This is a genomic window from Nocardioides rotundus (genome assembly GCF_019931675.1).
GTDB classification, from domain to species: Bacteria; Actinomycetota; Actinomycetes; order Propionibacteriales; family Nocardioidaceae; genus Nocardioides; species Nocardioides rotundus.
In genome coordinates this window covers 1,450,641-1,475,838 of record NZ_CP082922.1, presented here as the reverse complement: position 1 = coordinate 1,475,838, position 25,198 = coordinate 1,450,641, and the positions used below count along the sequence as shown (strand labels likewise).

Annotated in this window: 32 protein-coding genes, 4 tRNA genes and 2 pseudogenes; 17 read left to right on the top strand and 21 right to left on the bottom strand. The window is 70.2% G+C overall.

What is annotated here, in order from left to right:
* Positions 1 to 123 precede the first annotated feature (123 nt).
* The gene (locus tag K8W59_RS07350; RefSeq protein ID WP_223399011.1) at positions 124 to 486 is read right to left on the bottom strand and encodes a MerR family transcriptional regulator; all 363 of its coding nucleotides are present in this window, start codon (positions 484 to 486) and stop codon (positions 124 to 126) included.
* 118 nt (positions 487 to 604) lie between these two features.
* Between K8W59_RS07350 and K8W59_RS07345 the strand changes: the two genes are divergently transcribed.
* The 4 genes from K8W59_RS07345 (at position 605) to K8W59_RS07330 (ending at position 2,519) form a co-directional block, all read left to right on the top strand.
* Positions 605 to 1,198: a DsbA family oxidoreductase gene (locus K8W59_RS07345; protein ID WP_223399009.1), complete on the top strand. Its 594-nt coding sequence runs from the start codon at positions 605 to 607 to the stop codon at positions 1,196 to 1,198.
* On the top strand, positions 1,195 to 1,710 hold the full coding sequence (locus K8W59_RS07340; protein ID WP_223398999.1) for a deaminase: 516 nt from the start codon (positions 1,195 to 1,197) through the stop codon (positions 1,708 to 1,710). Before K8W59_RS07345 ends, K8W59_RS07340 begins: the two co-directional genes overlap by 4 nt.
* 32 nt (positions 1,711 to 1,742) lie before the next feature.
* On the top strand, positions 1,743 to 2,063 hold the full coding sequence (locus K8W59_RS07335; protein ID WP_223398997.1) for a DMT family transporter: 321 nt from the start codon (positions 1,743 to 1,745) through the stop codon (positions 2,061 to 2,063).
* 66 nt (positions 2,064 to 2,129) lie between these two features.
* Positions 2,130 to 2,519 (top strand): DMT family transporter, encoded by a 390-nt coding sequence (locus tag K8W59_RS07330; protein WP_223398994.1) that lies wholly within the window; start codon positions 2,130 to 2,132, stop codon positions 2,517 to 2,519.
* A gap of 61 nt (positions 2,520 to 2,580) precedes the next feature.
* On the opposite strand, the gene K8W59_RS07325 is transcribed toward K8W59_RS07330, so the two are convergent.
* Positions 2,581 to 2,652: transfer RNA gene (locus K8W59_RS07325), tRNA-Val, on the bottom strand.
* 146 nt (positions 2,653 to 2,798) lie between these two features.
* Here K8W59_RS07325 and K8W59_RS20360 point away from each other — a divergent pair.
* Both K8W59_RS20360 and K8W59_RS07315 read left to right on the top strand, forming a co-directional pair.
* Positions 2,799 to 3,077, top strand: a pseudogene (locus K8W59_RS20360) (SsgA family sporulation/cell division regulator); the annotation flags it as partial.
* 14 nt (positions 3,078 to 3,091) lie between these two features.
* Positions 3,092 to 3,214, top strand: coding sequence for an SsgA family sporulation/cell division regulator (locus K8W59_RS07315; protein ID WP_223400081.1), 123 nt, complete (start codon positions 3,092 to 3,094; stop codon positions 3,212 to 3,214).
* Between the two features lie 2 nt (positions 3,215 to 3,216).
* Here K8W59_RS07315 and K8W59_RS07310 read toward each other — a convergent pair whose 3' ends face one another.
* A complete protein-coding gene (locus K8W59_RS07310) occupies positions 3,217 to 4,038 on the bottom strand; it encodes an aminotransferase class IV (RefSeq protein WP_223398992.1) in 822 nt (273 codons plus the stop codon).
* Positions 4,039 to 4,185: 147 nt separating this feature from the next.
* On the opposite strand from K8W59_RS07310, the gene K8W59_RS07305 reads away from it, so the two are divergent.
* The 3 genes from K8W59_RS07305 (at position 4,186) to K8W59_RS07295 (ending at position 4,461) form a co-directional block, all read left to right on the top strand.
* Positions 4,186 to 4,258: transfer RNA gene (locus tag K8W59_RS07305), tRNA-Gly, on the top strand.
* 28 nt (positions 4,259 to 4,286) lie between these two features.
* Positions 4,287 to 4,357, top strand: a tRNA-Cys gene (locus tag K8W59_RS07300).
* A gap of 32 nt (positions 4,358 to 4,389) precedes the next feature.
* Positions 4,390 to 4,461 (top strand) — tRNA-Val (locus K8W59_RS07295).
* 148 nt (positions 4,462 to 4,609) lie between these two features.
* Here the strand turns inward: K8W59_RS07295 and K8W59_RS07290 are convergent.
* From K8W59_RS07290 to K8W59_RS07280, 3 genes are all read right to left on the bottom strand, one after another.
* Entirely contained in the window at positions 4,610 to 5,581 is a 972-nt protein-coding gene (locus K8W59_RS07290; protein WP_223398990.1) for a hypothetical protein, read from the bottom strand.
* Positions 5,582 to 5,693: 112 nt separating this feature from the next.
* Positions 5,694 to 5,873 carry a hypothetical protein gene (locus tag K8W59_RS07285; RefSeq protein WP_223398988.1) on the bottom strand — a complete coding sequence of 60 codons (180 nt, stop codon included), beginning with the start codon at positions 5,871 to 5,873 and terminating at the stop codon, positions 5,694 to 5,696.
* A gap of 91 nt (positions 5,874 to 5,964) precedes the next feature.
* The gene (locus K8W59_RS07280) at positions 5,965 to 6,399 is read right to left on the bottom strand and encodes a hypothetical protein (protein ID WP_223398986.1); all 435 of its coding nucleotides are present in this window, start codon (positions 6,397 to 6,399) and stop codon (positions 5,965 to 5,967) included.
* Positions 6,400 to 6,756: 357 nt separating this feature from the next.
* On the opposite strand from K8W59_RS07280, the gene K8W59_RS07275 reads away from it, so the two are divergent.
* Complete coding sequence (locus tag K8W59_RS07275) at positions 6,757 to 6,894, top strand: hypothetical protein (RefSeq protein WP_223398984.1); 138 nt, start codon at positions 6,757 to 6,759, stop codon at positions 6,892 to 6,894.
* 134 nt (positions 6,895 to 7,028) lie between these two features.
* Here the strand turns inward: K8W59_RS07275 and K8W59_RS07270 are convergent, their stop codons facing one another.
* From K8W59_RS07270 to K8W59_RS20355, 7 genes and pseudogenes are all read right to left on the bottom strand, one after another.
* Positions 7,029 to 7,853 (bottom strand): hypothetical protein, encoded by an 825-nt coding sequence (locus K8W59_RS07270; protein WP_223398982.1) that lies wholly within the window; start codon positions 7,851 to 7,853, stop codon positions 7,029 to 7,031.
* Positions 7,850 to 8,095: a hypothetical protein gene (locus tag K8W59_RS07265; protein WP_223398980.1), complete on the bottom strand. Its 246-nt coding sequence runs from the start codon at positions 8,093 to 8,095 to the stop codon at positions 7,850 to 7,852. The genes K8W59_RS07270 and K8W59_RS07265 overlap by 4 nt, the downstream gene beginning before the upstream one ends.
* Complete coding sequence (locus K8W59_RS07260) at positions 8,092 to 8,370, bottom strand: helix-turn-helix domain-containing protein (RefSeq protein WP_223398978.1); 279 nt, start codon at positions 8,368 to 8,370, stop codon at positions 8,092 to 8,094. Before K8W59_RS07260 ends, K8W59_RS07265 begins: the two co-directional genes overlap by 4 nt.
* Before the next feature lie 212 nt (positions 8,371 to 8,582).
* A complete protein-coding gene (locus K8W59_RS07255) occupies positions 8,583 to 9,041 on the bottom strand; it encodes a hypothetical protein (RefSeq protein WP_223398976.1) in 459 nt (152 codons plus the stop codon).
* A 109-nt stretch (positions 9,042 to 9,150) separates the two neighbouring features.
* Positions 9,151 to 10,302: a tyrosine-type recombinase/integrase gene (locus K8W59_RS07250; protein WP_223398974.1), complete on the bottom strand. Its 1,152-nt coding sequence runs from the start codon at positions 10,300 to 10,302 to the stop codon at positions 9,151 to 9,153.
* A gap of 244 nt (positions 10,303 to 10,546) precedes the next feature.
* The gene (locus K8W59_RS07245) at positions 10,547 to 10,867 is read right to left on the bottom strand and encodes a tyrosine-type recombinase/integrase (RefSeq protein WP_397195978.1); all 321 of its coding nucleotides are present in this window, start codon (positions 10,865 to 10,867) and stop codon (positions 10,547 to 10,549) included.
* Between the two features lie 23 nt (positions 10,868 to 10,890).
* A pseudogene (locus tag K8W59_RS20355) lies at positions 10,891 to 11,073 on the bottom strand (helix-turn-helix domain-containing protein); the annotation flags it as partial.
* 135 nt (positions 11,074 to 11,208) lie between these two features.
* On the opposite strand from K8W59_RS20355, the gene K8W59_RS07235 reads away from it, so the two are divergent.
* Together K8W59_RS07235 and K8W59_RS07230 are read left to right on the top strand one after the other, a co-directional pair.
* A complete protein-coding gene (locus K8W59_RS07235; protein ID WP_223398956.1) occupies positions 11,209 to 11,682 on the top strand; it encodes a hypothetical protein in 474 nt (157 codons plus the stop codon).
* Positions 11,675 to 11,899 carry a hypothetical protein gene (locus K8W59_RS07230; protein WP_223398952.1) on the top strand — a complete coding sequence of 75 codons (225 nt, stop codon included), beginning with the start codon at positions 11,675 to 11,677 and terminating at the stop codon, positions 11,897 to 11,899. The genes K8W59_RS07235 and K8W59_RS07230 overlap by 8 nt, the downstream gene beginning before the upstream one ends.
* A gap of 675 nt (positions 11,900 to 12,574) precedes the next feature.
* Here K8W59_RS07230 and K8W59_RS07225 read toward each other — a convergent pair.
* Positions 12,575 to 13,210: a polysaccharide deacetylase family protein gene (locus K8W59_RS07225; RefSeq protein WP_223398949.1), complete on the bottom strand. Its 636-nt coding sequence runs from the start codon at positions 13,208 to 13,210 to the stop codon at positions 12,575 to 12,577.
* Between the two features lie 216 nt (positions 13,211 to 13,426).
* Here K8W59_RS07225 and K8W59_RS07220 point away from each other — a divergent pair, with 216 nt between their 5' ends.
* Genes K8W59_RS07220 through K8W59_RS07210 form a run of 3 tightly spaced genes read left to right on the top strand, consistent with a single transcriptional unit; the run spans position 13,427 to position 15,889 of the window.
* On the top strand, positions 13,427 to 13,936 hold the full coding sequence (locus K8W59_RS07220; RefSeq protein WP_223398946.1) for a hypothetical protein: 510 nt from the start codon (positions 13,427 to 13,429) through the stop codon (positions 13,934 to 13,936).
* 22 nt (positions 13,937 to 13,958) lie between these two features.
* Positions 13,959 to 14,645, top strand: coding sequence for a response regulator transcription factor (locus tag K8W59_RS07215; RefSeq protein WP_223398942.1), 687 nt, complete (start codon positions 13,959 to 13,961; stop codon positions 14,643 to 14,645).
* The gene (locus K8W59_RS07210; protein ID WP_223398938.1) at positions 14,642 to 15,889 is read left to right on the top strand and encodes a sensor histidine kinase; all 1,248 of its coding nucleotides are present in this window, start codon (positions 14,642 to 14,644) and stop codon (positions 15,887 to 15,889) included. Before K8W59_RS07215 ends, K8W59_RS07210 begins: the two co-directional genes overlap by 4 nt.
* An 11-nt stretch (positions 15,890 to 15,900) precedes the next feature.
* Here the strand turns inward: K8W59_RS07210 and K8W59_RS07205 are convergent, their stop codons facing one another.
* The 6 genes from K8W59_RS07205 to K8W59_RS07180 all read right to left on the bottom strand — a co-directional run bounded on the left by K8W59_RS07205 (position 15,901) and on the right by K8W59_RS07180 (position 21,924).
* Positions 15,901 to 16,335: a VOC family protein gene (locus tag K8W59_RS07205; RefSeq protein WP_223398933.1), complete on the bottom strand. Its 435-nt coding sequence runs from the start codon at positions 16,333 to 16,335 to the stop codon at positions 15,901 to 15,903.
* A 32-nt stretch (positions 16,336 to 16,367) separates the two neighbouring features.
* Complete coding sequence (locus tag K8W59_RS07200) at positions 16,368 to 17,039, bottom strand: potassium channel family protein (protein ID WP_223398931.1); 672 nt, start codon at positions 17,037 to 17,039, stop codon at positions 16,368 to 16,370.
* Positions 17,032 to 18,399 carry a TrkH family potassium uptake protein gene (locus K8W59_RS07195; RefSeq protein ID WP_223398929.1) on the bottom strand — a complete coding sequence of 456 codons (1,368 nt, stop codon included), beginning with the start codon at positions 18,397 to 18,399 and terminating at the stop codon, positions 17,032 to 17,034. The genes K8W59_RS07200 and K8W59_RS07195 overlap by 8 nt, the downstream gene beginning before the upstream one ends.
* 5 nt (positions 18,400 to 18,404) lie before the next feature.
* A complete protein-coding gene (locus K8W59_RS07190; protein WP_223398927.1) occupies positions 18,405 to 19,499 on the bottom strand; it encodes a potassium channel family protein in 1,095 nt (364 codons plus the stop codon).
* Positions 19,500 to 19,573: 74 nt separating this feature from the next.
* The gene (locus K8W59_RS07185) at positions 19,574 to 20,515 is read right to left on the bottom strand and encodes a YihY/virulence factor BrkB family protein (protein WP_223398925.1); all 942 of its coding nucleotides are present in this window, start codon (positions 20,513 to 20,515) and stop codon (positions 19,574 to 19,576) included.
* A gap of 59 nt (positions 20,516 to 20,574) precedes the next feature.
* On the bottom strand, positions 20,575 to 21,924 hold the full coding sequence (locus K8W59_RS07180; RefSeq protein WP_223398923.1) for a cation:dicarboxylate symporter family transporter: 1,350 nt from the start codon (positions 21,922 to 21,924) through the stop codon (positions 20,575 to 20,577).
* A gap of 114 nt (positions 21,925 to 22,038) precedes the next feature.
* Between K8W59_RS07180 and K8W59_RS07175 the strand changes: the two genes are divergently transcribed.
* Both K8W59_RS07175 and K8W59_RS07170 read left to right on the top strand, forming a co-directional pair.
* Positions 22,039 to 22,473, top strand: a complete 435-nt coding sequence (locus K8W59_RS07175) for a hypothetical protein (protein WP_223398921.1) — start codon at positions 22,039 to 22,041, stop codon at positions 22,471 to 22,473.
* A 40-nt stretch (positions 22,474 to 22,513) separates the two neighbouring features.
* Positions 22,514 to 23,407: a type IV toxin-antitoxin system AbiEi family antitoxin domain-containing protein gene (locus K8W59_RS07170; RefSeq protein ID WP_223398919.1), complete on the top strand. Its 894-nt coding sequence runs from the start codon at positions 22,514 to 22,516 to the stop codon at positions 23,405 to 23,407.
* Between the two features lie 40 nt (positions 23,408 to 23,447).
* Here the strand turns inward: K8W59_RS07170 and K8W59_RS07165 are convergent, their stop codons facing one another.
* A complete protein-coding gene (locus K8W59_RS07165; RefSeq protein WP_223398917.1) occupies positions 23,448 to 24,887 on the bottom strand; it encodes a glycine hydroxymethyltransferase in 1,440 nt (479 codons plus the stop codon).
* Between the last annotated feature and the right edge of the window lie 311 nt (positions 24,888 to 25,198).

The window sequence follows — 25,198 nt, the reverse complement described above, 5'->3', positions numbered from 1 at the left end:
GCCCACCCGATCATCATGCCCGAGATCTCGTGAGTCGGCGAGCGGATCGCGGCGTACCGAAAGCGTCGAGTCGAGTGGGCGTGGACCATGCACCACCGCTGGCGAGCACGCAGCTGGACCCGACTACTTGCGTGAGGGAGAGGACGAAGACACGTCTGCGCGCAGTGCCTGCAGGGTGTCGAGCTCGCGGTCGATGTCGCGTCGCTTGCCCTCGAGACGTTCGACCTCTTGGGCGAGCAGTTGCTCCATGACGTCGGTGCGCTCCTCGGGTGGTGCCTCCAGACAAGGGAGGAGCTCGTCGATGGTGGCACTGCAGAGGCCGGCAGCGAACAGATGCTGGATCATGACGACGCGCTCGACCGTGGCTTCGTCGAAATCACGCCACCCGCCGGGGGTGCGCTCAGAGCGAATCAGCCCGATCTCCTCGTAGTAGCGCAGCGACCGGGCGCTGACGCCACTGGCGTCTGCCAGCTCGCCGATACGCATTCGAAACCTCCCACTCGTGGTGTCGTCGCGCCTCCAGTCTTGCACTTGACACCGGTGTGAAGTTCCACGATCGAGGCGTCGCGCCCACCAGGAGCGCCTTTGAAACAGGAGGACTGGGATGAACACGCAGATCCATGTGTGGTCGGACTACGTATGCCCGTTCTGTTTGATCGCCGAGGAGTTGATCGACCGGGCGATCGGCGACCGTGGTGATGTCGAGGTGGTCCACCATCCGCACGAGCTCCGGCCATATCCTGCCCCCACGCTGCGGCCCGAGGACGCCTACCTACCGGAGATCTGGCAGCGGGCGGTCTACCCGATGGCCGAGCGCTTCGGTGTGTCGATGCAGCTGCCTACCGTCTCGCGTCAGCCCTACACCGAGCTGGCGTTCCGCGGCGCCCAATACGCCGCAGAACAGGACCGGGCGGCCGCCTACCACCGTCGGATGCTGAGGGCGTTCTTCCGCGAGGACCTCGATATCGGAGACCGCGCGGTCTTGTCCCGCCTGGCGGAGGAAGTCGGCCTCGACCCGGTCGCGTACGACCAGGCGTTGAGCGATGAGGGGTACGCCGAGCGGCATCGTCGAGCGCTGGCCGAGGCCGCCGAGGCGGACATCACCGTCGTACCCACCATCCTCATCGGATCTCGGCGGTTCGAGGGCGTTGCCGCCGAAGGCGCCATCCGCCGAGCACTGGACGAGGCGGCTGCATGAGCAGCGATCCGAGCACCGTCACTCAGGTCATGGCGCAGGCAGTGGAGGCCAGCATCCGGCATGTCGAGTCCGGTGGCCTGCCGTTCGTCGGCGTCGTCCTCAGGGAAGGTCGCGTGATCTCCGAGTACGGCGTCAACCGGGTCCTGGAGACTGGGGACCCGTGGGCCCACGCCGAGATCGTGGCGATGAAGGACGCGATGGCCACGCAAGGTGATGTCGACCTGGCCGGCGCAGCCGTGCTGGCCACCGGGGAGCCGTGCGGACGCTGCTACCGCTTCGCCATCGACCACCGGGTCGAGTCGATCTACGTCGCCGTCGATCGTGACGCGGTCTCCGACCTCGGATTCGACTACCGGAGCAGCTACGCGGCCTTCGGCATCACCGACCGCCAACGAAGCGACCTGATGCACGCCCTTCCCGTCGACCGGGCCCTGGAGCCCTTCACCACCTACCAGCAGTTACGCGCCACCGGGGCCGCCCGCAGGCCTCCGATCGACCTGCCTCACTGCTGACAGTTCGCCTCCGCTTCGAAAGGAACCCGTCCATGCACTGGCTCTACCTCGCCGTCGCCGTCGTCTTCGAGACCACCGTGGCCATCGCCGCAGGGAAGGCGGACGGCTTCACCAACGTGCGGTGGACCGCCGCAACGCTGATCAGCGGCGGCATCGCCACCTACTTCCTCAGTCTGGCCCTGCTCACCTTCGACGTCGGGGTCGGATATGCGATCTGGACCTCTGTCTCTGGTGTGGGGATCGTCCTGCTCGGCGCTGTCTTGTTCGGGCAGCGCCTGGACCGGCGAAAGCTGCTGGGCATCGCCACCGTGATCATCGGCGTCATCGGCCTCCAGCTCAGCGGCTCCGCATGAACGGTCCGGACACGAATCTCCCGCAGCAAGACCCCTTGACTCCCGACTCTGAAAGGAAACCCGACCATGGCCAACGAGACCGCTTCTGCAACTCCCGACACCAACGCCGCCAACGGCAGGGCACGCGCCTGGCTCGTGCTCCTCCTCGCTGGCTGCTTCGAGGTCGGCTATGCGCTGAGCGTGGGCGGCAGCGAGGGCTTCACCCGAACGACCTGGTCGCTGGTAGCGGTGGTCTTCTTCTTGCTCACCCTCTTCGCCCTCAGCGTCTCTCTACGCACCATCGACGTCGGCCTCGGCTACGCCGTATGGGCCGGCGTCGGTGCCGTCGGCGCGGCGCTCCTCGGCCCGCTCTTCTTCGACGAGACCCTGACCGGCGCCAAGGCGTTCTGGCTGGCCGTGATCATCGCCGGCGTCGTCTGGCTCAAGCTCGCCGACAGCCCGGAGAAGGCATCGTGACCAAAGGAGAGAGGCGGTCCGGCTGACTGCCGGACCGCCTCCGACCTGCAAGAACGCGGGGTGGGCGATACTGGGTTCGAACCAGTGACCTCTTCGGTGTGAACGAAGCGCGCTACCACTGCGCCAATCGCCCGCGGCACCCAGCGGGTGCGTCGGAGACTCTAGCCCATGCACCCACGGTGACTCACCTCGCCACAGACTTCTTCCCGCGTTCGCATCACACGGGGGCCCTCGATCCGTCATGCTTGAAACACCAACGAGATTCTGAGGGGCCCGCCGATGCACAAGAACACCACGACCGTCACCCACGACGTGACGATCGAGTGCGTCGACCCCGACGGTCACCGCGGCCTGGTCGAGGCCTCGTTCAACTACGACCCGGACGAGCCCTTCAGCGTCACCGTGCTGTTCTCCAGCGGCGACGAGCAGGTGCCGTGGACGTTCGCGCGCGACCTGCTGGAGGTTGGCCGCTCGACCCCCACCGGCGAGGGCGACGTCGCCGTCTGCCCCGGGCTGGACGAGGACGGCAACGCCGTCACCGTGCTTGTCCTACGAGGCCCTGAGGCTCGTTCGTGGCGATGGTGCGCACGCGCGACCTGGAGGCGTTCCTGGACCTGGCGTACGCCGTGGTCCCCGCCGGCCGCGAGCACCACCACCTCGATCTCGACCGGGAGCTCGTCGCCCTGCTGGGCTGACCTCAGGGATCCAGGTTCTCGGCCTCCCGCTCGCGCCAGACCGCCATCGCCTCGCGGGTCACCGGCCCCGGAGCCGCGAGGTCGCGGTCATCCCAGCGGTGCACGCCCTGCACGTCGCGGGTCGTGGACGCGAGGAACACCTCGGTGGCCTCCTGCAGCACCTCGATCGGCTCGTCGACCTCGCGGCCGCCGTACCAGTCGAGGATGAGCGCGCGGGTCACGCCGGCCAGGCAGCCGCTGGCCAGCGTGGGCGTGCGCAGCTCACCGTCCACGACGTAGAAGACGTTCGATCCGGTGCCCTCGCAGAGGTTGCCCTGCAGGTTGGCGAAGACCGCCTCGGTGGCGCCGGCCCGCTGGGCGTGAGCCAGGGCGATGACGTTCTCGGCGTACGACGTGGTCTTCAGCCCCGCCAGGGCACCGCGCTCGTTGCGCGGCCAGGGCACCGTGGCGACCGCGGTGGTCTCCGGCGCCGGGTCGATCGGGTCGGCGGCCACCACCAGCGTGGGGTCGGCGTCGCCGCGCCCGGAGCCGAGCGGGGCGGGCCCTCCGGTGAAGGTGATCCGGATGCGCCCCAGGGGCAGGTCCTGATCGTCCAGGACCGCCGCGACCCCGCGTCGTACGACGTCCAGGTCCGGCTCCGGCAGCCCGAGCCCCGCGGCCGAGCGCTGCAAGCGCGCCAGGTGCCGGGTCAGGGCGAACGGCTCGCCGTCGACGACCTTGATCGCCTCGAACACCCCGTCGCCCACGGTGAAGCCGTGGTCGGAGATGGTCAGGGCGGGCTCGTCCGCCGCCTCCAGGAGCCGGCCGTTCACCCACGCGCGCATGCCGCAACTGTAGAAGCCCGACGGCCTCGCATCCCGCCCCGCGGGGCGATTCGACATCGGTACGGCGACACCCGCGGGGTGGATTTTGACTCGCTGTGGGCATCGGATACTGTTCTCACGCACGTCCGGCCACGGCCGGAAGCGCAAGCGGACGTAGCTCAGTTGGTAGAGCGCAACCTTGCCAAGGTTGAGGTCGCGAGTTCGAGCCTCGTCGTCCGCTCGGAGCGGGTCTCGGCAGACCCATCCAAGGTGGGTTGGCCGAGAGGCGAGGCAACGGACTGCAAATCCGTGTACACGGGTTCGAATCCCGTACCCACCTCAGGCTCACCCCACCGAGTCCCAACTCAACAAGGGCGATTGGCGCAGCGGTAGCGCGCTTCCTTGACACGGAAGAGGTCACTGGTTCAAACCCAGTATCGCCCACTTCCAAACGGCCAGGTCAGAGGCACTTTCCTCGGACCTGGCCGTTTCTCATGCCAAACACGTGCCAAACGGTGAGCCGTTCCCGCAGGCATGGTGACCGCTCGGGGCCGGGGTGTCAGCACATCGTCGTCCGACCCCGAGCGGCGTCTCAGATGCGGTCGATCACTCGCCGCAGGTGGTCCCAGGGCCGGGCGTTGGGGCGGAGGTTGAACGCTCCCCACGCGGGCAACTGGGGCGGAAAGTCGTCGGCCAGCATCGCCCGCAGGCGCTCGGCCTTCGCCCGGTTCTCGCGCCCGACGTAGGTCACGACGGCCTGCGCGCGAGCGGGCCAGCCGACCGCCCCGGCGTCCTCGATCGCGGCGTTGCAGTCCGGGCAGACGTGACCCGCGATGTTGCTCGGCCCTTTCGCCCCGAGGCCGTTCGGCGACACCAGGACCGGACGCCAGACCGAGGCCGTAGCCGCCTGCGCTCCCCCGCCGCGAGCGACCTGGATCGCCGCACGAGGGACCGATGCGACCCCGCAGAACAGGCATCCGCCCGAGGGGCAGCGCAGCGCGACGGGTGGCGCGGACAGCGACAGCCGGTCACGCAGCGCGGCGGCGTACGCCTTCTTGAGTTCGGCCCGCTGGCTCAACGTGACGTGCGACCAGGCGTACGGCGAGCAGAGGTCCCGGGTCAGGCTCAGCGGGTTGGCGAACCGGACGCCGTGTGCGGCGGGGTGCAGCCGAGGCAGGAGGAATCCGAGGTCGCCGGTCGCCTCCTGCCCGATGATCGCCAGCCCGAACAGCACCGACTCCACGCGCTCGACGGCGATTGTGCCGATGCGCGCCGCGAGCGCCGGGTGCGCGGTCACGTAGTCCTCGGCCTGCTGCTGCACGGCCTTGCACGAGTCGCACCGCGCGAACTGCACCGGCTTCGCGGGCAGGCTCGTGACGGTCGAGGGCGTGACCGAGGTCGTGGGCCGGGCGGTCGGCACCGCGACGCCGCAGCCCTCGCAGGCCAACGAGCCGGGCGGCAACTTCACCGGGTCGTCCGGCACGGTGCGGCGCAGGGCCTCGGTCTGCTCGGGCGGGATGTAGCGGCTCTGGTTGTTGCGCTTCTCGGTGGCGGTCTGGGTCATCGCTGGGCCTTTCGAGGGCGGCGCACCGGGGCGACCGGCGCGGGCTTCACGGGTCGGGTGGAGGTTCGCTTGCCGGGCGACTTCACCGGCAGCGTGGGGACCTTCGGCTTGCTCACTGGTCACGTCCCATCGCGATGTCGAGTTCGACGCGCATCCGCTCCAAGCGGCTCGTGTCGCCACCGACCGACAGCCGGTAGCCGCGCAGGATGCGGCGCTCCTCGCGGGTCAACTTCTCGGTCGTCGTCATCAACTTCTGCATCGCCTTGTCCCGGCCCGCGCCCTCCACGCGCACGCGCGGGGTCTGTCTCTTGACCGGCGTCGCGGGCTCGGCGGGCGGTGGCTGCTCGAACGCTCCCCATCCCCGGTGCATCGGGCTGGACGGCTCACGCGACACGGCGGGCCTCCCGCTTCGTCCGGCAGGTCCGGCACAGCGGGACGCGCGGCTCGGGCCGCGACGGCTGCATGTCCCGGTCGCAGTCGATGCAGGCGAGGAAGTAGCGCGGCGCGACGTGCGGGGTCAGGACCACGATCGGCGGCTTCGCCCGGCCCTCGCTGACGGCCTCGGCGAACAAGCCCAGGTTGCGGGCGCGCTCGGCGTCCACGCGAACCTGAGCCGCGCGCCGTTCGAGGTCGGAGCCACCAGCAGCAGCCCGAGCAGCCGGGCTCAGCCGGGCGACCGCTTCCTCCCACCGCTTGTCCTGGCGTGTGCGGGCGGCGACCATCCGGTCACCGTCGTGGGCGACGCCCTTGGCGGCGGTGTGGTTGCCGATCTTCTCGGCCAGAGATGCGCCGCGATTGCGGCGGTTGGGTGCAGGCAACAGGGCCTCCTAGTGGAGTGCCCCGGCCCATTCGCCAGCGAGCGGTTGAAGTCCGGCCAGTCTCCCCCGCTTCGCCCGATCTGTCGAGAGCGACGAGCCCCGCACGTGCGCGCGATTCACATGCAGGGCGGGACCGTACTACTGGCCGGTGATGCCTCCCGGTTCCGTCCTGGTCGGCCTGCCCTGGCAAGGCCGTGTGCCGGGCCGCACACGGGGTGTCACGCGCCGCGCAGGTCCGGGCGGGCCTCCGGTGCCCCGGACGATCCCGAGCCCGTCAGATCGCGATTCCTCAACCCTGCTTGACGTTCTGGTTCACTGGACCGCGAGTGACAGACCCACCCCGAGAAGGGACACCGCATGACCACCGCCACGATCGAGAAGCCGCGCACCGCGACCTACGCCGAGAAGGTCGAGGCGCTGCTCGCCTCCGGCAGCCCCGTCCGCATGTTCGACCAGTACGGGAAGTTCAAGGCCGCGGCCTCCGTGTCGCACTGACACGGGCTCCCGGTTCCGTGTGGCGTGTGGTGTGTGGCGCTACCCCTTCGGGGTAGACGCGCCACACGCCACACACCACACGTTCCGGCGGGCCGTGTGGACCGTGTGACACGCCCTGCCACACGGCCACACGGTCAGGTCTTGCGCTCGGCCTGGGCCTTGCGCACGAGGGCCTGCGTCGGGCAGCCCGGCAGGTTCTTCACCCGGTCCCATGTGGCGTTCACCCCGAGCGACGCCGGGACGTTGTTCGCGGCCAGCCACTCCATGACGCTCTCGACGGTCTCGACCACCACCTCCGACGACCCGACCTGCTTGGGGCCGGTGAGCAGCACGACCTGCGCCATCTCGCGGACGCCGATCACCTTGTCCCGCACCTGCTCCTCGGAGTAGCCCGTCTCCCGGAACTGCTCGGCGATCTGGTCGAGGTGAGCCAAACGCCAGCGAGCCTTGTTCTCACGCTCGGCCCTCATCATCGCCTCGAACACGTGACCCATCGGGCTGTCGTCGCCTCTGCTCTCCGCGCCGCCGGGGATGATCCGCGCGATGACCTCAGCCGGTGTGTCCTTGGGGAAGTCCTCGACGCTGATCCATCCCGGCTCGTGGTCGGGGTGGCCGTTCTCCTCGTGGCCCCGGCACGTCACCAGCCAGCGGTCGATCGAGGGCTGACGGCAGGTCGGGCATCCATCGCCCCGGTCCTCGTCACGCTGGACCGTCAGCGACCCCGAGAACGGGTCCACCAACAGCCGCACCGAGGCGAACGTCATCCCGTCACGGGACTTGTGCGCCCACGGACAGTCGATGTCGATCACGAGGTCGAGGGTGGTCGGGTACTTCCCACGCCACGCCTTCCCCTGCTCGGCCTTGACGCCCGCCGCCCTCAGGCCAGCGAGGATCACCTTCGGCACGTCGCGCACTGGCACGTCGTAGTCCCAGCCCGGCAACGCGATCACGTTGCTCACGAGGTCACCTCCCCGACCGAGGTCCGCGCCTCGTCCAGCGCGGCCTGCATCTCCTCGCGCTGCTCGTCCGAGATCGGGCCGAACGGCTTGCGCCGACTGATCCCGAAGCACGCCGACGAGCAGAACTTGCGACGCGGCTTCACGGTGTTCTCGCAGCCCACGCGAGCGCAGATGCGTGGCACGATGGGAGTGCGGTTGAAGTCGCGGGGGGCCGGGTCGTGCATGGCCCGGTCCTCGCTCACTGGTCCTCCTCCACGACCTCGGCCACCACGGACGCACCGACCGGCGCGGCCTTGACGTTGCCGTTGAACTTCGGCGCTCCGTAGACGAACTCCTGGCGAGCGACGGCGGTCGGGATCGCCTTCAACTTGCCCATGATCTCGTCGCGGTCCACGCGCACGGCGCGGACGCCGGGGACCTTGTAGCCCGAGATCACGCCGCGCGCGATCATGTTGCGAACCGAGCGGTCGGTGATCCCGAGCATGTCGGCAGCAGCCTGCTGAGTGATGAGACGCATGATGCGGCTCCCCTTTCGGTGAGCCGCACGACCTGGAAGCGTTCGCCCCCAGGTCGGTTTGCGTGATCCATCTCGACCGACCGGGCATCATCCCGGTGCGTTTACGGTCGAGGTCTCGCCTGACGCCTGAGTTCGGGACTATCGAGTCCCTGCATCGTCGTGCGGTTGTTGCTGGTGCCAGTCTACCCGAGATGCCGGGCGGTTCCAGGTCTCTAGTCGTCGTCCTCGGGGTCGAGGTCTGGCACGTCCTCGGGCACTTGGTCGAACAGGTCACGCGCGAGCCAGTCGCCCATCCGCAGCCGTCCCGGTGGCAGCGCGAGGGCGGCGAGCCGCGCCTGGTCGAAGTTGCTCTGCGGGCCGTAGGTGCGATCCGCGAACGCCAGGTTCACGATCCTCACCCGCTCCTCGCGCACCGGGTCACCGAACATGCACCACACCTTCCGCACTCGATCGGGCGTAAACAGGTAGAGGTTCGTCGCCCGGTAGAACTTCCCCGGCTCGCCGTACGTGCGGACCAGCCGCGCGACGCGAGCCGAGTCCTCGCGAGAGAAGCCCGGCGTCGTGCCGCCTCGGACGTACCAGTGCGGCACGTCCGGCATCGACTTGGCGAACCGCCATGTGAGTGTCGGCGCGAGGTCCCACCACCATCGGAGGTCCTCGCGCCCGGTCACTCGGTGCTCTCCGGCGTTGGCCGGTTCAGCGACATGAGCAGCAGCGCGGCCACCCGCTCGCACTGCTCATCGGTCAGCGGCGGCAGCGCGGCGGCTGCCTCCTGCGGGGTCACTCCCCGGCCTCGATCAACTCGCTGAGCCGCGACGCGATCAACTGGTCCCGCCCCTGCGCGACGTGCTGGTAGCGCAGCGCCGCCTGCGAGGTCGAGTGACCGAGCCGGTTCATCAACTCCGGCAGCGTGGCCCCGGACTGAGCCGCCAGCACCGCGCCCGTGTGCCGCAGGTCGTGCCACCGCAGGTCCGGACGACCGGCCTTCTTCCGGGCCGGGTCGAACACGCGGTAGAGCGAGGTCTGCCGCAGGTGGGCCGTCGCGTCCTTGCGGGCGGGGAACAGCAGCCCGTCCGGCCCTGGCGCGGTGTGCTTCAACAGGTGCTCGCGCACCAAGGGCAGCAGCGCCGCAGGGATCGCCACGTCACGGACGCCGGCCTGTGACTTCGGCGTCTTGACGATGAACTTCCCATCCACGAGGACCACCGCACGGCGCACCCGCAGCACGCCCTCGCGGGTGTCCACGTCCGCCCGACGCAACTCGGTCAACTCCCCGAACCGCAGCGCCGTCCACGTCGCCAACTGCACCATCAGCCGGTACCGCTCGGGCATCGCCTCGGTGAGCGCCTTCAACTCGTCCAGCGTCGCGGGGCGCACGGTGTGGCGGCGGTCTGCCTGTCCGGCCCCTCGGATGCGGGCCGGGTTCGGACCGGGGTGATGACCGTCGTCGATCGCCGACACGAGGATCGTCCGCAGCAGGCTGTACGCCTTCGCCCGGTACGTCGGGCGGTCGGAGGCCGTGCGGTCGTACCACCGCTCCACGTCGTCGCGGTCGATCGTGTGCACCGGCCTCGGCCCGAACTCGGGGAGGATGAAGCGGTCGAGCAGGTCGCGGTATCCGGCGCGGGTCCGGTCGGCCAGCGGCTTGCCCCTCACCTTGCGGTTCTTGAGCCACCGCTCGGCGTAGTCGCTGAACGAGAGGACCGTCTTGGCCTTCTTCGGCGACCACGTGCCCTTGCTGATCTCCGATCGCTGAGCGCCAAGCCACGCCTTCGCATCGGTCTCGGTCTGGAACGACTTCGAGGTCTGCTTGCCGTCCGGCGTCAGCAGGCGGGCCTGGAACTTCTTCGACGGCAGGTGACGGATGCCCTCAGCGTGCGCCTGCTTGCGGCCCTTGCAGATCGGGCAGCCCGCCTTCTTCGGTCTCGCCACTGGTCGCCTTCCGTGCCAAACTCATGCCAAACGCTGACGACACCCAGTGTACCCCGGTTCCGGTCCGTTCCAGAACCGAAACCGCAGGTCAGATGCCGTTTTACGATCCTGACCTGCACGAACGCCAGGGGCCTAGATTCTCTTTCAAACCCAGTATCGCCCACCACACTGTTTCCGCAGGTCAGAGGCACAATGAAGCCCCTCAGCCACTTGGCTCGAGGGGCTTCGTCATGCCGGAGTCGGTTTAACTGTCATCCGACGACCGCTTCTGGTCGGCCGCTGGCAGTTCGAACAGCGTCTCCATGACTGCGGTGCCCTCGGTCAGCACGGGCCGAAGCTGCTTCCGGTAGACCAGCTCCGTCACCTCCGTGCTGCTGTGGCCGACCAGACGCGCGATGGCCTCGAGCGGGACGCCGGCCTCGCTCATCAGGGAGACGAAGGAGTGACGCATCTCGCGCGGCGTCCATTCGCGGGAGTCCAGGCCGGCCTCCTTGCAGAGCGCGCGGAACGATCGGCACACGTTCGCTGAGTCGAGGGCCGTTCCGTTGTTCGTGCAGAAGGCCAGGCCGCGCTCGACGTCACGCGAAGGTGGCGCGCCATCTCGACCGCGAGCTCGATCTTCTGCAGCTGGCGCTCGCCGCGCTCGATCTTGCTCAGCCAGTCCTCGGAGCGCCCCAGCAAAGCGGCGAGGGTGCCTCGGGTCAGGCCGCGGCGGCGTCGGTAGAAGGCGATGCGCTCTCCGACGCTCAGCTGGTCACCAGCGCCGCGCATGCAGCCACGATAACGGCGCGCCCCGACACGGTGGAGCCTTCACTCGAGGGCGTCCGCACATCGCGACCGCTGTTAGGCGCATAGAGCGGGGATTCGTTCAAGCCGGGCGGATGAGGATCATGGGACGCTGATGACGTGAAGACCAAGCCCAAGCTTGAAGTGCTGGATCTGGGTATCAAGTGGGACGGCGGCGCCCCGATGCCTCAGTTGCTCGCGGGCACACAGCGCACGATCGTACTCTGCTACGAGAGCTTGGCGAGCGGCGAAGGCGAGTACGTCATGGAGATCCGTTTCGAGGGCTGCGCCTCGGTACGAATGGGCCATCCGAACGACGAAGTCCTCCATGGTCATCCCCTCTGGGCCGGCGGCATGAAGTTCTATGAGGCTCACGTCGTCCACGCGTCCCCATGGCTCGCTGAGCACCGGCGAATCAACTCGGTGCACGAGTATCACTCGGACGCGACTTGGGACCGCCTCAACCACTACTTCCTCCCTTTCCATGACGAGGTGGTCGAGGCTCTCGCGCGGGGAATCACTGCACGCCGTCTGGACGGGGACATGGCGTCCGAGTTGGGCCGAGCGGCAGCGGAGCTGGCCAGCGATGTCTGAGGCAGCTACGTGCCGACGCTGCAGCAGGCCGGTCGTCCGCGAGGCGGAGAACTTCGAGACCTTCGAGCGAATGCACTGGAGCTGCTTCCACTACGAGTTTGAGCACCAGGCAGCCGGGTCGCCCGACGACGATCCCGACATCGCGTGCAGGGATCCAGCTTGTCCTGCACGCGCGTTCGACCGCGAGGCGCAGCCGGACTGGTTCGCCGACGAATGACCCTCCGATAGATCCGCGGACCCGCCGTGGCCAACGCGACTTGGTGAGGACTTTCGTCTCTCCGCTAAAGCGCCGGCTCCGCCGGCGCTGCGCCGGGATGCGGGCGGCGCTGGCGCGCCGTCCTCGCCCGACACCTGGCCAGGTCGCGACGGGATCGACGAGTCGGCTTATCCATGCGGAAGCCGGTGCACAAGGGTGGACGCCGGTGCTCGATCCGCCGCTCAGCGCGCTCTTCCGGCGGCGCGTCGGCCTGATTGACACGGAAGAGGTCACCGGTTCAAACCCAGTATCGCCCACCACGTTTCCGCAGGTCAGACCCCGGTTCCTCTATCGAGGGAGCCTGGTTTCCTCTTGCCCCGCCAGCACGGTGCGTCGCACGGGCGTCAGCAGAGGGCGCGTCGTAGCCGAACTGGCACAACCTCCCCCAACGCCCCCGGTCGACGCTCACGCCGAGGCCGCGCGGGAGGTTCTGCCAGTGCGGGGACGACGCCGCCGCGGACGGGGTGGTCTCGACGAGCTCGACCACCGAGGGGGCGCGACCGGCGATCGGGGCTCGACGAGCTCGACCAGCGATCGGGGCTCGACCGGCGATCGGGGCTCGACCGCCGATAGCGGGGCGACCCGGCCACCCCCGTGGAACCAGGCCGCCCCGCAGACTGTGGGCGGTGCGCCGCCTCAGCAATAGGGCAGCGCCCACACGGCATACCCGCGCTTCTTCAGCGCCGTGATCAGCTTCGGGAGGGCGCGGACCGTCTGCGACCGGTCTCCCCCGCCGTCGTGCATGAGAATGATCGATCCGTTGTGCAGGCCCTTGAGCGAGTTGCGCACGATGGCGTCGACACCCGGTCGGGTCCAGTCGCGCGAGTCAGCACTCCACAGCACCGATCGCTTGCCCATCGAGGCGATCACGGTCCGAACCCGGGCGTTCGTGGCGCCGTACGGCGGACGCACGCACCGGCTGGGCGGACCCCCGCGAACCTCGCGACGGACGGCCGCCGACCTGAGCGAGGTCAGCTTGCGGTGACCGTAGGTGTGGTTGCCGATGTTGCTCCCCTGCCGCCGGATCGCCGCCGCGGCGCGCGGATACCTCCTCCGCTCCGAGCCGAGCTGGAAGAACGTCGCCGTCGCCCCCTGCTTCCGCAAGACCTTCAGGACCGCCGGGGTGTGCCGGCTCGGCCCGTCGTCGAGGGTCAGGTACGCCACCTTGCCCCGGGCCTGCGCCGGCGCGGCCACCGTGGTCAGCGCCGCGCCGAGCGCGATCGCCAGCACGACCACCAGCAGACGGGCGGTGCCCTGTCGATGAGCGTTCACGTTTCCTCCCCTCGAAGCGTCGATGGGATGACTCTGGCGCGCACGTACGGCGATCCCGTGGCACCCGTGTGTCAGTTCGGTGACAACCGGCGCAGGCGGACTGACGCACGATCGACACGCTCCTGTGGTCCCGTTGCGGTCACCGGCTCCTAGCGTCCGAGGACGTCGCGCCACCGTGGCGCCGACCATGGATGATGAACCCGAAAGGATCCCGACATGACCACGCAGAAGCCCGCACCGCGTCGCGGTGCCCCGCTCGCCATCGCCGTCAGCGGCCTCGCCGCCACCCTGGTCGCCGCGGCCGGCGTCTGGCAGCTCACCACGGCCAGCTACGCCGACGAGGCTCCGCAGCGGACCTCGCTCACCCAGGCGATCGACGGGGGCAGCGCCTACCTGCTCGACTGCGTGGGCGCCCCCGAGACCCGCCCGACGCAGTACGTCCTCACGTGCGCGGACGCCAACGCCCAGCTCACCAACGTCTCGTGGAACCGGTGGGGCGGCGCGAAGGCGACGGGCACCGGGACCTTCGTGGCCAACACCTGCGAGCCGGACTGCGCCCGCGGCCGCGACGCGTCGTACCCCGTCGAGATCACCGCCGACCGGCTGGACCCGGAGGGCAGCGCGGCGGCCTACCGCCGGATCGTGCTGACCTACCCCGACCAGGCGCCGCCGAGCGCGATCGACGGCCGCGAGGTCTTCGAGCTGCCGGTTCTCGCCCAGCCCTGACCCACCGCCCGAGAGGACACCCGTGCCACCACCGCCCCCCGCCGGCCTTCGCGTGCTCATCGTCGAGGACGACGCCGACATCCGCGAGAGCACCGGGATGCTGCTGCGCAGGCACGGGTACGACGTCCGGCTCGCCGACGGGGGGCGAGCCGGACTCGAGCAGGTGCTGACCGATCCGCCGGACATCGCCATCGTGGACATCGCGATGCCCGACCTGGACGGGATCACCCTCACCCGCCGGATCAAGGAGAGCGGCGACCTGCCGGTGATCCTGCTGACCGCGCGGGACCTGCCCTCCGACGTGGTGCACGGGCTGGACGCGGGCGCGGACGACTACGTGACCAAGCCGTACGACGCCACCGTGCTGCTCGCCCGCATGCGAGCGGTCGCCCGGCGCCGGGGCGGGACCGACCCCACCGACGACGTGGAGAGGTTCGACGGGATCGTGGTCGACCGCGCCGCGCGCCGGGTGACCCGGGGCGAGGAGGCGATCAGCCTCACCTCCACCGAGTTCCGGCTGCTGGAGGCGCTGTTGGACAACGCCGGCATCGTGCTCTCGCGTGCCCAGGCCCTCCGACGCGTGTGGGGCGACGAGGAGTGGGCCGAGGAGCGGGTCGTCGACACCAACATCCAGCGGCTGCGCGCCAAGCTGCGGACCGACGCGATCCAGACCGTGCGCGGCTTCGGCTACCGGCTGGACGCGCCGTGAGCGGGGCTCGGTTCGGGCCGCGGTCGATCCGCCTCCAGGTCGTCGCCGTGGTCGCCATCTGCGTGCTGGTGATGGTGGCGCTGGTCGCGGCGCTCGCCGGCACCGGCTCGATGACGGCCGCCCGGGAGCAGCTGCGCCAGGAGTCGCTGGTCCGGCTGGACGTGGCGTTGGCCGCAGCGGACCTCAGCGGGGTGGCGATGCCCGATAGCTACACCGGACGCGCCGATCTGCCCGCCGGGCTGCGCGACCGGGGGGACGGCGTCTACACCTACTTCGACGGCCAGGCGATGTGGGCCTCCCGCCTGGCCGAAAGCGACCGGGACACCATCTCGGTCCGCCTCTCCGCGCGACCGCTGGAGGAGCAGGCCGCGACCCTGCGGCGTACGTTCGGCCTCGCGGCCGCCGTGGCGATCCTGATCAGCTGCGCGGTCGGCTGGATGCTCGCCGGCTCCGTGACCGGCCCTCTCCGCCGCGCTGCCGGCGCCCTGAGGGCCGAGCCCGAGCGGGCGCTCCCGGTCGAGGAGGACGCCGCCGACGAGGTGGCGGTCCTGGTGCGCCGGGTCAACGAGCTCCGGGACGGTTTGCAGCGCTCCCTGGAGGGCGAGCGCGCCTTCACCGCGGATGTCGCCCACGAGCTGCGCACCCCCCTCACCACGCTGGTCACCGCGGCGTCGATGATCGACGACCCCGAGGTCGGACCGATGGTGCAGCGGCAGACGCAGCGGCTGCGCGAGCTGGTGGAGAGCCTGCTGACGCTCGCGCGCTCACGTGCCGACGCGGCGCGCGTGGCGGGCACGCCGACCGACCTGGCCGAGCTCACCCGGTCCGTGCTGGACGAGGTGCTCGGCCCTGGCGAGGGGCGACTGGACGTTGCCGGGGACACGACCCTCATCAGCGACCCGGTCCTGCTCCGACAGCTCGTCGTCAACCTGGTCGCCAACGCCGCCCGGCACGGCGCTCCCCCGATCGACGTCGTGGTCGACGGCGCCTCGGTCACGGTCTCCGACCACGGCCCCGGCTTCCCCGAGGCGCTGCTGGCCGAGGGGCCGCAGCGCTTCCAGACCTTCGGGCGCACCGGCGGGTCCGGGCTCGGCCTGACCATCGCCGCGCTCCAAGCCGACCTGCTGGGCGCGGGGCTGGAGCTGTTGAACACTCCCGAGGGCGCGCGGGCCCGGGTCGCGTTCGGTGCGGGCGGCCGACGTACCGATGATCGCGTGGCACAGGCTCGTCGTACCGACGCCTAGGCACCCCATCGTCAGTCGAGGCAGAACTCGTTGTCCTCGACGTCGGCCATGACCAGACAGGACTCGTTCACCCCGTCGGCCTCGAGCAGCCGCAGCCGGGTCGCGCCCAGCGGCAGCAGGCGCGCACACTCGGCCTCGAGCGCAGCCAGCCGCTCCTCGCCGACCATCCCCGTGCCCACCCGCACGTCCAGGTGCACCCGGTTCTTCACGGTCTTCCCCTCCGGCACCCGCTGGAAGAACAGCCGCGGCCCCTCCCCCGTCGGGTCCACACAGGCGAAGGCCCGGCCCTGCTCGTCGGGCGGGAGCGAGGCGTTGAAATCCTCCCAGGAGGTGAAGCCGGGCGGCGGAGGGGGTACGACGTACCCCAGCACCTCGCACCAGAAGCGCGCGACCCGCTCGGGATCCGCGCAGTCGAAGGTGACCTGGAACTCCCTGACCGTCGCCATGGGCGCCAGCCTAGGGCCGGAACCGGGACGCGTCAGCCGACGGTGTTGAGGCTGGCGAAGCGCTCGACCCGGCGCCGGTCGCCGGAGACCAGGATGAGGTCGCCCTCCTGCAGCACGGTGTCCGCGCCGGCGTAGGTGAACTCCTCTCCGCGTCGCTTCACGCCGACGATGGTCACGCCGTACTTCCGCCGGATCTGGGTGTCGGTCAGGGCCTTGCCGGTGAGCACGTCGGGGGCGTACATCTTCACGATGGCGTATCCGTCGTCGAACTCGATGTAGTCCAGCATCCCTCCGGCGAGCAGATGGGCGACCCGGCGCCCGGTGTCGTGCTCGGGCCGGACCACGTGGTTGACGCCGATCTGGCGCAGGATCCGCTCGTGCTGGGCGGAGATCGCCTTCGCCCAGATGTCGGGGACGCCCATCGACTTCAGCACCGACGCGGTCAGGATGGAGGCCTCGAGGTCGGAGCCCATGCCGATGACCACGCGGTCGAACTCGTCCACGCCGAGCTGGCGCATCGCGTCCTCGTCCGTCGCGTCGGCCTGGACGACGTGGGTCAGCAGGCCGGACATCTTGTCCACGACCTGGGGGTTGGAGTCGATGCCGAGGACGTCGGTGTCGCTGGCGGCGAGCTCGAGGGCCAGGGCCTGTCCGAAGCGCCCGAGGCCGATCACCACCACTCCGCCGCTGTCGATCCTAGCCAATGAGGGGCCTGCCTTCCGGGAGTCGGTAGAAGTGCGGTCGCTCGCGCAGGGCGAGCGCCGAGACCAGCGTCAGCGGGCCGATCCGGCCCACGAACATAAGGAAGATGAGCAGCATCTGCGCCGGCCCGCCGAGGGTCGGGGTCACGCCCGCGGTCAAGCCGACGGTCCCGAAGGCGGAGACCACCTCGAACATCGCCCGGTTGAGGCCCACCGGCTCCAGGAGCATGAGCAGCATCGTCGACCCCAGCACCAGGCCCACCGAGGCGAGCGCGATGGTGAGCGCCTGGCGGATGGTCCGCGCGCCGATGCGTCGGGTGTCGAGCTCCACGTCGCGCTCCCCCCGCGCCTCGGCGAGGATCACGTAGAACAGCAGGAAGAACGTGCCCACCTTGATGCCGCCGGCCGTGCTCGCCGAGCCGCCGCCGATGAACATCAGCATGGTCGTGGCGAACAGGGACGACTCGTGCATCTGCGCGTAGTCGACCGCGTTGAACCCCGCCGTCCGCGGCATCACCGCGTTGCTGATCCCGGCGACCAGCCGCTCCTGCCAGGGCAGGTTCCCCAGCGTGTCCGGGTTGGTCCACTCGACCGCGGTGAGGAAGAGGAACCCGCCGACCAGCAGCAGGAGCGTGCCGTAGACGGTGATCCGCGTGTGCAGCCCCCACCTGCGCGGGGTCCAGAAGTGCCGCCGCAGCTCGAAGAGCACCGGGAAGCCGATGCCGCCCAGCACGACCGCGACGGACAGCGGCAGGATGACCAACGGGTCGCCCTGGAAGCCGATCAGGCTGTCGGACCACAGCGCGAAGCCCGCGTTGTTGAAGGCCGACACGGCGTGGAAGATCCCCCACCACAGCGCACGTCCCGGCGGCTCCTCGTACCCCCACCAGAAGCGCAGCCACAGCGCCACCGCCACCGCGGTCTCGACGACCAGCGTCACCTTCACGACGCCGGCGATCACCTCGCGCACGTCGCCGATGCCGAGCGTGTTGCTCTCGCTGGCCGCCGTGACCCGGCTGCGCAGCCCGAGCCGCCGGGCGATCAGGATGCCGATGAGCGAGCCCATCGTCATCAGCCCGAAACCGCCGACCTGGATCAGCGCGAGGATCACGCCCTGGCCGGTGGGCGACCAGTACGACGGCACGTCGACCGTGGTCAGCCCCGTCACGCACAGGGCGCTGGTCGCGGTGAACAGCGCCTGCATGAACGGCGCCCCGTCGGTCGACGTACGCGACACCGGCAGCAGCAGGAGCAGCGTCCCGACCACGATGCCGACGGCGAACGCAACGGCCACCGTCTGCGCCGGTGAGCGCAGGAACGGCCGGCGGATCCGGCCGTACTCGCGCTCCAGGGACGTGTGCATGCCGCTCAGGCCTCGTCCTCGCCGGTCGTCTCCTCGCCGTGGGTCCCCGGCCGGGGCGCCCACGGGAGCTCCTGGGAGGGGCGTACGACGATCAGCTGGTCGCCGCGGGCGAGCTGGGAGACCACCGGGTCGAAGTAGCGGTAGACCTTCTCGTCCCGGATCACCGCGATCACCTGGTCCGGCAGCTGCTGGGGCTGCCGCCCGACCTCGTTGACGAGGAGCTCGCGCTCGGCGACCTCCAGCCCGTGGCCGTAGGACAGCAGGTCCTCCAGCACCGAGCCGAGGTTCGGCGACAGCGAGGACAGCCCGAGCAGGCGCCCGACCGCGTCGGAGGAGGTGACCACCGAGTCCGCGCCGGACTGCCGCGCCAGCGGGACGTTCTCCTCCTCGCGCACGGCGGCGACGATGAAGGCGTCCGGGTTGAGCTGGCGCACGGTCAGCGTCGACAGCACGTTCGTGTCGTCCCGGTCGGTGGTGATGATGACCTGGGTGGCGTCGTCGACCTTGGCCCGGCGCAGGGAGTCGCGTCGAGTGGCGTCCCCGCGGACGATCGCGAGCTTGTCGTACTTCGCGTCGTCCAGTGCGGCCGGGTTCGGGTCGACCACCACGATCTCATCGCGGCTGCGCCCGTTGCGGGTCAGCACCTCGACGGCGCTGCGACCCTTGCGGCCGTAGCCGATGACCACGACGTGATCGTGCATCCTGTTCCTCCAGCGGGCGATGCGGAACTGCTCGCGGCCCTGCGAGGCGAGCACCTCCAGGGTGGTCCCGATCAGCAGCACCAGGAAGCCGATGCGGGCCGGGGTGATGATGAAGGCGTTGATCAGCCGGGCCTGGTCGGAGACCGGCGTGATGTCGCCGTACCCCGTCGTGCTGAGCGTGACGGTGGTGTAGTAGATCGCGTCGAGCAGCGAGACCCGGTTGGCAGGGTCGCTCGCGTCGCGGTAGCCCTCGCGGTCGAAGTAGACCAGCATCACGGTGCCGACCAGGATCCCCACCGCCAGCAGCAGGCGGCGGGTGAGCTCGAACCACGGCGAGCGGGAGCGTTCGGGTAGCTGGACCCGGCCGGACACCTCCTGGTCGTCCGCCGCGCGCGGCATGCTCCGCTCCTCGTGCACGAGTGGACCCTAGTCCACGCCGGAGCCCGGTTTGAGGACCCTCCCGGCGGGCCCGCTCAACGGCCCGGCAGACGCTCCCGCAGTCGCTGCACCAGCTCCAGTCGGGCGCGGGTGGTGGTGTTCTGCGGGAACACCTCGTCGAAGGCGGCGTTGACGGCCGCCCCGATCAGCACCGCGATGGCGACCAGATAGAGCCACAGGAGTACGGCGATCGGCGCGGCCAGCGGGCCGTAGATCGAGGCGGAGTCCGCCGCGGTGACGGTGAGGAACCAGCGCAGCAGGTAGGAGCCGAAGATCCACACCAACAGCGAGAACGTGGCCCCGGGCAGGTTGAAGCTCCAGTTCGTCCGCACCGGCACGCTGACGTGGTAGAGCGTGGCGAGGTAGCAGATGCACATCACCACGACGACCGGCCAGTAGAACGACATCACGAAGTCGGTCTGGCCCGGCAGGATCCGGTGCACCAGCGGGCGGACCAGCGACGGCCCGGCCACCACCAGTGGCACGGTGAGCGCGCCGGTGAGCATCGCCAGGACGTAGAGCCCGAAGGAGAGCGCGCGGGTCTTGACGATCCCCCGGTGCCCGCCCAGCCCGTGCATGATCGTGATGGTGTCGACGAACACGTTGAGCGCCCGCGACCCCGACCACAGGGCCAACACGAAGCCGATCGAGATGATGTCGAAGCGCGGCTCGCTCAGCACCTGGTCCAGCGTCGGCACGATGATCTTGTCCACCGCCGACTCGGTCAGCGCCCGCCGGGACAGCTCGACCAACTCGGTCTGTACGTCGGCCACCTGGGCCGCGGAGAACTGTCGCGAGACGATGCCGATCGCGCCCGCCAGCGCGAAGATCAGCGGCGGGATGGAGAGGACCGCGAAGAACGCCGCCTCCGCGGCCAGCCCGGTCACCCGGTAGCGCATGCACGACCCGACGGTCGTGACGATCAGCCGCCACAGCGTGTCCCGGACCCGATCCACGAGGGTCGGGGGGCCGGGCATGGGGCTAACGCTAACGGCCCGGCCCTCCCACCCCGAGTCAACAAGCGCCGAGTCGGCGATCAGTGGGCGGCGTACTTCTGCTCGACGTACTCCTCGTCCAGCATGTCGGACTCGTCGAAGGGCACCTCGCCGGCGAGTACGGCGTCCAGCCGGGGGCGGTCCAGGGTCCCGGTCCAGTGGCCGATCAGCACGGTGGCGACCGAGTTGCCGGCGAAGTTGGTCAGCGCCCGCGCCTCGGACATGAAGCGGTCGATCCCGACGATCAGGCCGACCCCGTCGACCAGGTCCGGGCGGTGCGACTGCAGGCCGCCCGCGAGGGTCGCCAGGCCGGCGCCGGTGACCCCGGCGGCGCCCTTGGAGGCGATGATCATGAACAGCAGCAGCGAGATCTGCTCGCCCAGCGACAGCGGGTTGCCCATCGCCTCGGCGATGAAGAGCGAGGCCATGGTGAGGTAGATCGCCGTACCGTCGAGGTTGAAGGAGTAGCCCGTCGGGACCACCACGCCGACCGTGGTCTGCGCGACGCCGGCGTGCTCCATCTTCGCGATCAGCCGCGGCAGGGCGGACTCCGAGGACGAGGTCGAGACGATGAGCAGGAACTCGCGGGCGAGGTACCTCAGCAGGGAGAAGATGCTCACGCCGGTCGTGATCTTCAGCAGCGCGCCGAGCACGCCGAACACGAAGATCGCGCAGGTGGCGTAGAAGCCGAGCATGATCGTGGCCAGGCTCTTCAGCGCGTCCACGCCGGTCTCCCCCACGACCGCGGCGATCGCGCCGAACGCGCCGACCGGCGCGGCCCACATGATCATCGCCAGGATCCGGAAGACCAGGCGCTGCAGATGCTCGATGCCCCGCAGGATCGGCTCGCCCGAGCGCCCCATCGCCTGGAGGGCGAAGCCGGTGAGCAGCGCGACCAGCAGCGTCTGCAGCACCTCGCCCGAGGTGAGCGCGGAGAGCAGGGAGTCGGGGATGATGCCGATGACGAAGTCGGTGGTCGACGCGTGGCCCTCCGAGGCCGCCTCCGCGCCGGCGCCGCGCAGCTCGTCGCTGAGCTGCAGCCCCTCGCCCGGCTTGAGGATGTTGCCGACGACCAGGCCGATCGCCAGGGCGAAGGTCGACATGGTGAGGAAGTAGCCGAGCGCCAGGCCGCCGACCTTGCCGACGCTGGCGGCGCTGCGCACGGAGCCGATGCCGAGCACCAGGGTGCAGAAGATCACCGGCTGGATCATCATCTTGATGAGCGCGACGAAGGCCTCGCCGATCCACTTCAGGCTCGCGGCGAACTCCGGCGCCGCGAAGCCGACGATGATGCCGAGGACGACGGCCGCGATCACCGCCAGGTAGAGGTAGTGGGTCTTGTCCTTCTTGCGGGGGGCGTCGGTCGACGCCGCTGTGCTGTGGTCACTCATGTGCTTCCTCCAGTCCGGGGGCCGCGGCCCTCATCGGGGCCACTCTGATCGCTCCTGTGACCCCGGTCACCCTTGTGTTCGTTGTGTTCGCCGGATCGGCGGCACAATGCCGCCATGACGGCGCGCGAACCCTCCCTGGCCCGGCAGCTGGCGCTGCTGCAGGTCGGGCTGGTGCTCGTGCTGGTCCTGGTCTCCCTCGCCCTGGCGGTCTACGACGCCCGCAAGGACGCGCGGGAGATGGCGGCGCAGCGGGCCGTCGCCGTCGCCCAGTCTGTCGCGGACGCGCCGCCGGTCCTCGCAGCGGCACGCCGGGAGCAGGGGGATCCCGGCGCTACCTGGAGCACCTCGCCGACACCGGGCTGGTCGACCGCGCCCCGCGGTACGGCGGCAGCGGCCGGCCCGAGGTGGAGTACCGCTGGCGCTCCTGAGCGCCGATCCGCGCCCAGGTCGTCGGAGACGAACTGGCAGAACTGTGCGGTCGCCTGCGTGCCCCGCGGAGCGCGGTCCCCGGAGAGGAGGTTCTGCCAGCTCGGCTCCGCCTGTGGATGAGCGACACCCGGGTCACGCCTTCTGGGGCAGAGTGAGCAGCATGCAGATCTCCGACGTGGTGGACCGGTGGGGCGGGCTCGCCACCCGCGCCCAGCTGATCGCCGCCACGTCGCGGGCCGACGTGGATCGGGCGCTTCGCTCCGGAGACCTGGTCAGGGCCGGCCGCGGGCGCTACTCGCTCCCGGCCACCGCGGCCGCCGCGCAGACCGCCTTCGGGATGCACGGGGTGCTCAGCCACACGAGCGCCGCCCTGCACCACGGCTGGCAGGTGAAGAGCGTGCCCGAGCGACCGCACGTGCTGGTTCCCCGGCATCGCCGAGTCCCCGACCACCTCGCCCGACACGCGACCCTGCACTACGGCGACCTGACGGCCGACGAGATCAGCGGAGGGGTGGCCACGAGCCGGGAGCTGACGCTCCTGCACTGCCTTCGCTCGCTCCCCGACGACGAGGCGTTGGCGATCGCCGACTCCGCTCTCCGCAACGGCGAGCAGACCACGTTGCGGCGCGCAGCCGCGAGCGCGCGTGGTGCGGGCAGCGCGAAGGTCCGCAGGCTCGCGGCGGCGGCGCGCGGCGAGCCCGCCAATCCGTTCGAGTCCGTGACCCGGGCGATCGCCTCCACCGTGGAGGGACTCTCCCTCGAGCCACAGGTCGTCATCAGCAGCGACCACGTCTGGGCCCAACCCGACCTGGTCGACGTCCACCTGCGAGGGGTCGTGGAGTGCGAGTCCTTCGAGTTCCACAGCAAGCGGGAGAGTCTGCGCAAGGACGTGCGCCGCTACAGCCTGCTCGTGGCCGACGGCTGGTGGGTCCTCCGCTTCATCTGGGAGGACGTGATGCACCGACCCGAGTGGGTCCACGAGGTGATGACCCGCGCGGTGGCGCGCGCACTCGCACTGGCAGAACCTCACTCGGCGCCACGCCTCGCCGCGTGAGCCGCGGCCGAGCGGAGGGTTCTGCCAGCGCGGGTGCGACTCAGGCCAGGTCGAGGCCGGGATAGAGCGGGTGCTTCTCCAGCATCTCGGCGGAGGCGGCGTGCACCCGGTCGGCCACGCCGTCGCCCAGCGTGTAGGACGCCTTGGACGGCGCACCGGCCGACGTGGTGCCGGGCTCGGTGTTGGAGAGCACCTCGATCATCAGCTCGGCGACCCGGTCGAACTCGTCGTGGCCGAAGCCGCGGGTGGTGAGCGCGGGGGTGCCGATCCGGATGCCGGAGGTGTACCAGGCGCCGTTGGGGTCGGCGGGGATCGAGTTGCGGTTGGTGACCACGCCGGCGTCCAGGAGCGCGGACTCGGCCTGCCGCCCGGTGAGTCCGAACGAGGAGACGTCGAGCAGCACGAGGTGGTTGTCGGTGCCCCCGGTGACCAGGTTCGCGCCGCGCTTGAGGAAGCCCTCGGCCAGGGACTGGGCGTTGTCGGCCACGCCCTGGGCGTAGGTGCGGAACTCCGGCTGCCGGGCCTCGGCCAGCGCGACCGCCTTGGCGGCCATCACGTGCGAGAGCGGGCCGCCGAGCACCATCGGGCAGCCGCGGTCGACCGAGGGCGCGAGCTCCTCGGTGGCCAGCACCATGCCGCCGCGCGGGCCGCGCAGCGACTTGTGCGTGGTGGTGGTGACGATGTGCGCGTGCGGGACCGGGTCCTCGTCGCCGGTGAAGACCTTGCCGGCGACCAGCCCGGCGAAGTGCGCCATGTCCACCATCAGCGTCGCGTCCACCTCGTCGGCGATCTCGCGCATCTTGGCGAAGTTCACCCGCCGGGGATAGGCGGAGTAGCCGGCGACGATCACCAGCGGCTGGAACTCCCGCGCCTTGGCCCGCACCGCGTCGTAGTCCAGCAGCCCGGTCTCCGGGTCGGTGCCGTACTGCTGCTGGTGGAACATCTTGCCGCTGATGTTGGGGCGGAAGCCGTGGGTGAGGTGGCCGCCGGCGTCCAGGCTCATCCCGAGCAGCCGCTGGTTGCCGAACTCCGAGCGCAGGCTCTCCCAGTCCTCCTCGGTGAGCTCGTTCACGTTCTTCGCGCCGAACTTCTGCAGCCACGGCCCCTCGACCCGGTGGGCCAGGATCGACCAGAACGCCACCAGGTTGGCGTCGATCCCCGAGTGCGGCTGCGCATAGGCGTACGGCGCCCCGAACAGCTCGCGGGCGTGCTCGGCCGCCACCGACTCGACGGTGTCGACGTTCTGGCAGCCGGCGTAGAAGCGGTGGCCGACCGTGCCTTCGGCGTACTTGTCGCTGAACCAGGTGCCCATGGTCATCAGCACCGCGGGAGACGCGTAGTTCTCACTCGCGATCAGCTTCAGCGACTCGCGCTGGTCGGTGAGCTCCTGGCGGGTCGCCTCGGCGATCCGGGGCTCCACGCTCTCGATCACCGAGAGCATCTGCTGGTAGGTGCTGCTGAGCAGGGGGGCGTCGGTCATGGCGCAACCCTAGTCACGCGACTCGGCCCCCGCCGAGACGGTTCGCGGAGCGATCTCGCGACGTGATCTGGGTCGCATCCGCGCCGCTCCCCCGCGGGGCGAAGCGAGTCTTGTCCGAATCGTGGACGCCATGTTCACATCATGAGATCTCGGGTTGTGGGACCCCCGTCCGCTCCCTGAGACTTCTGGACATGATCACTGCGGCAACCACCAAGTTCCTCGTGGCCCGGCGCCACGTGGACCTCGGTCGCACCCGCAGCATGATGTGTTGGCCCCGCTGACCCGCCCCAGACAAGCCACTGTCCATCGGG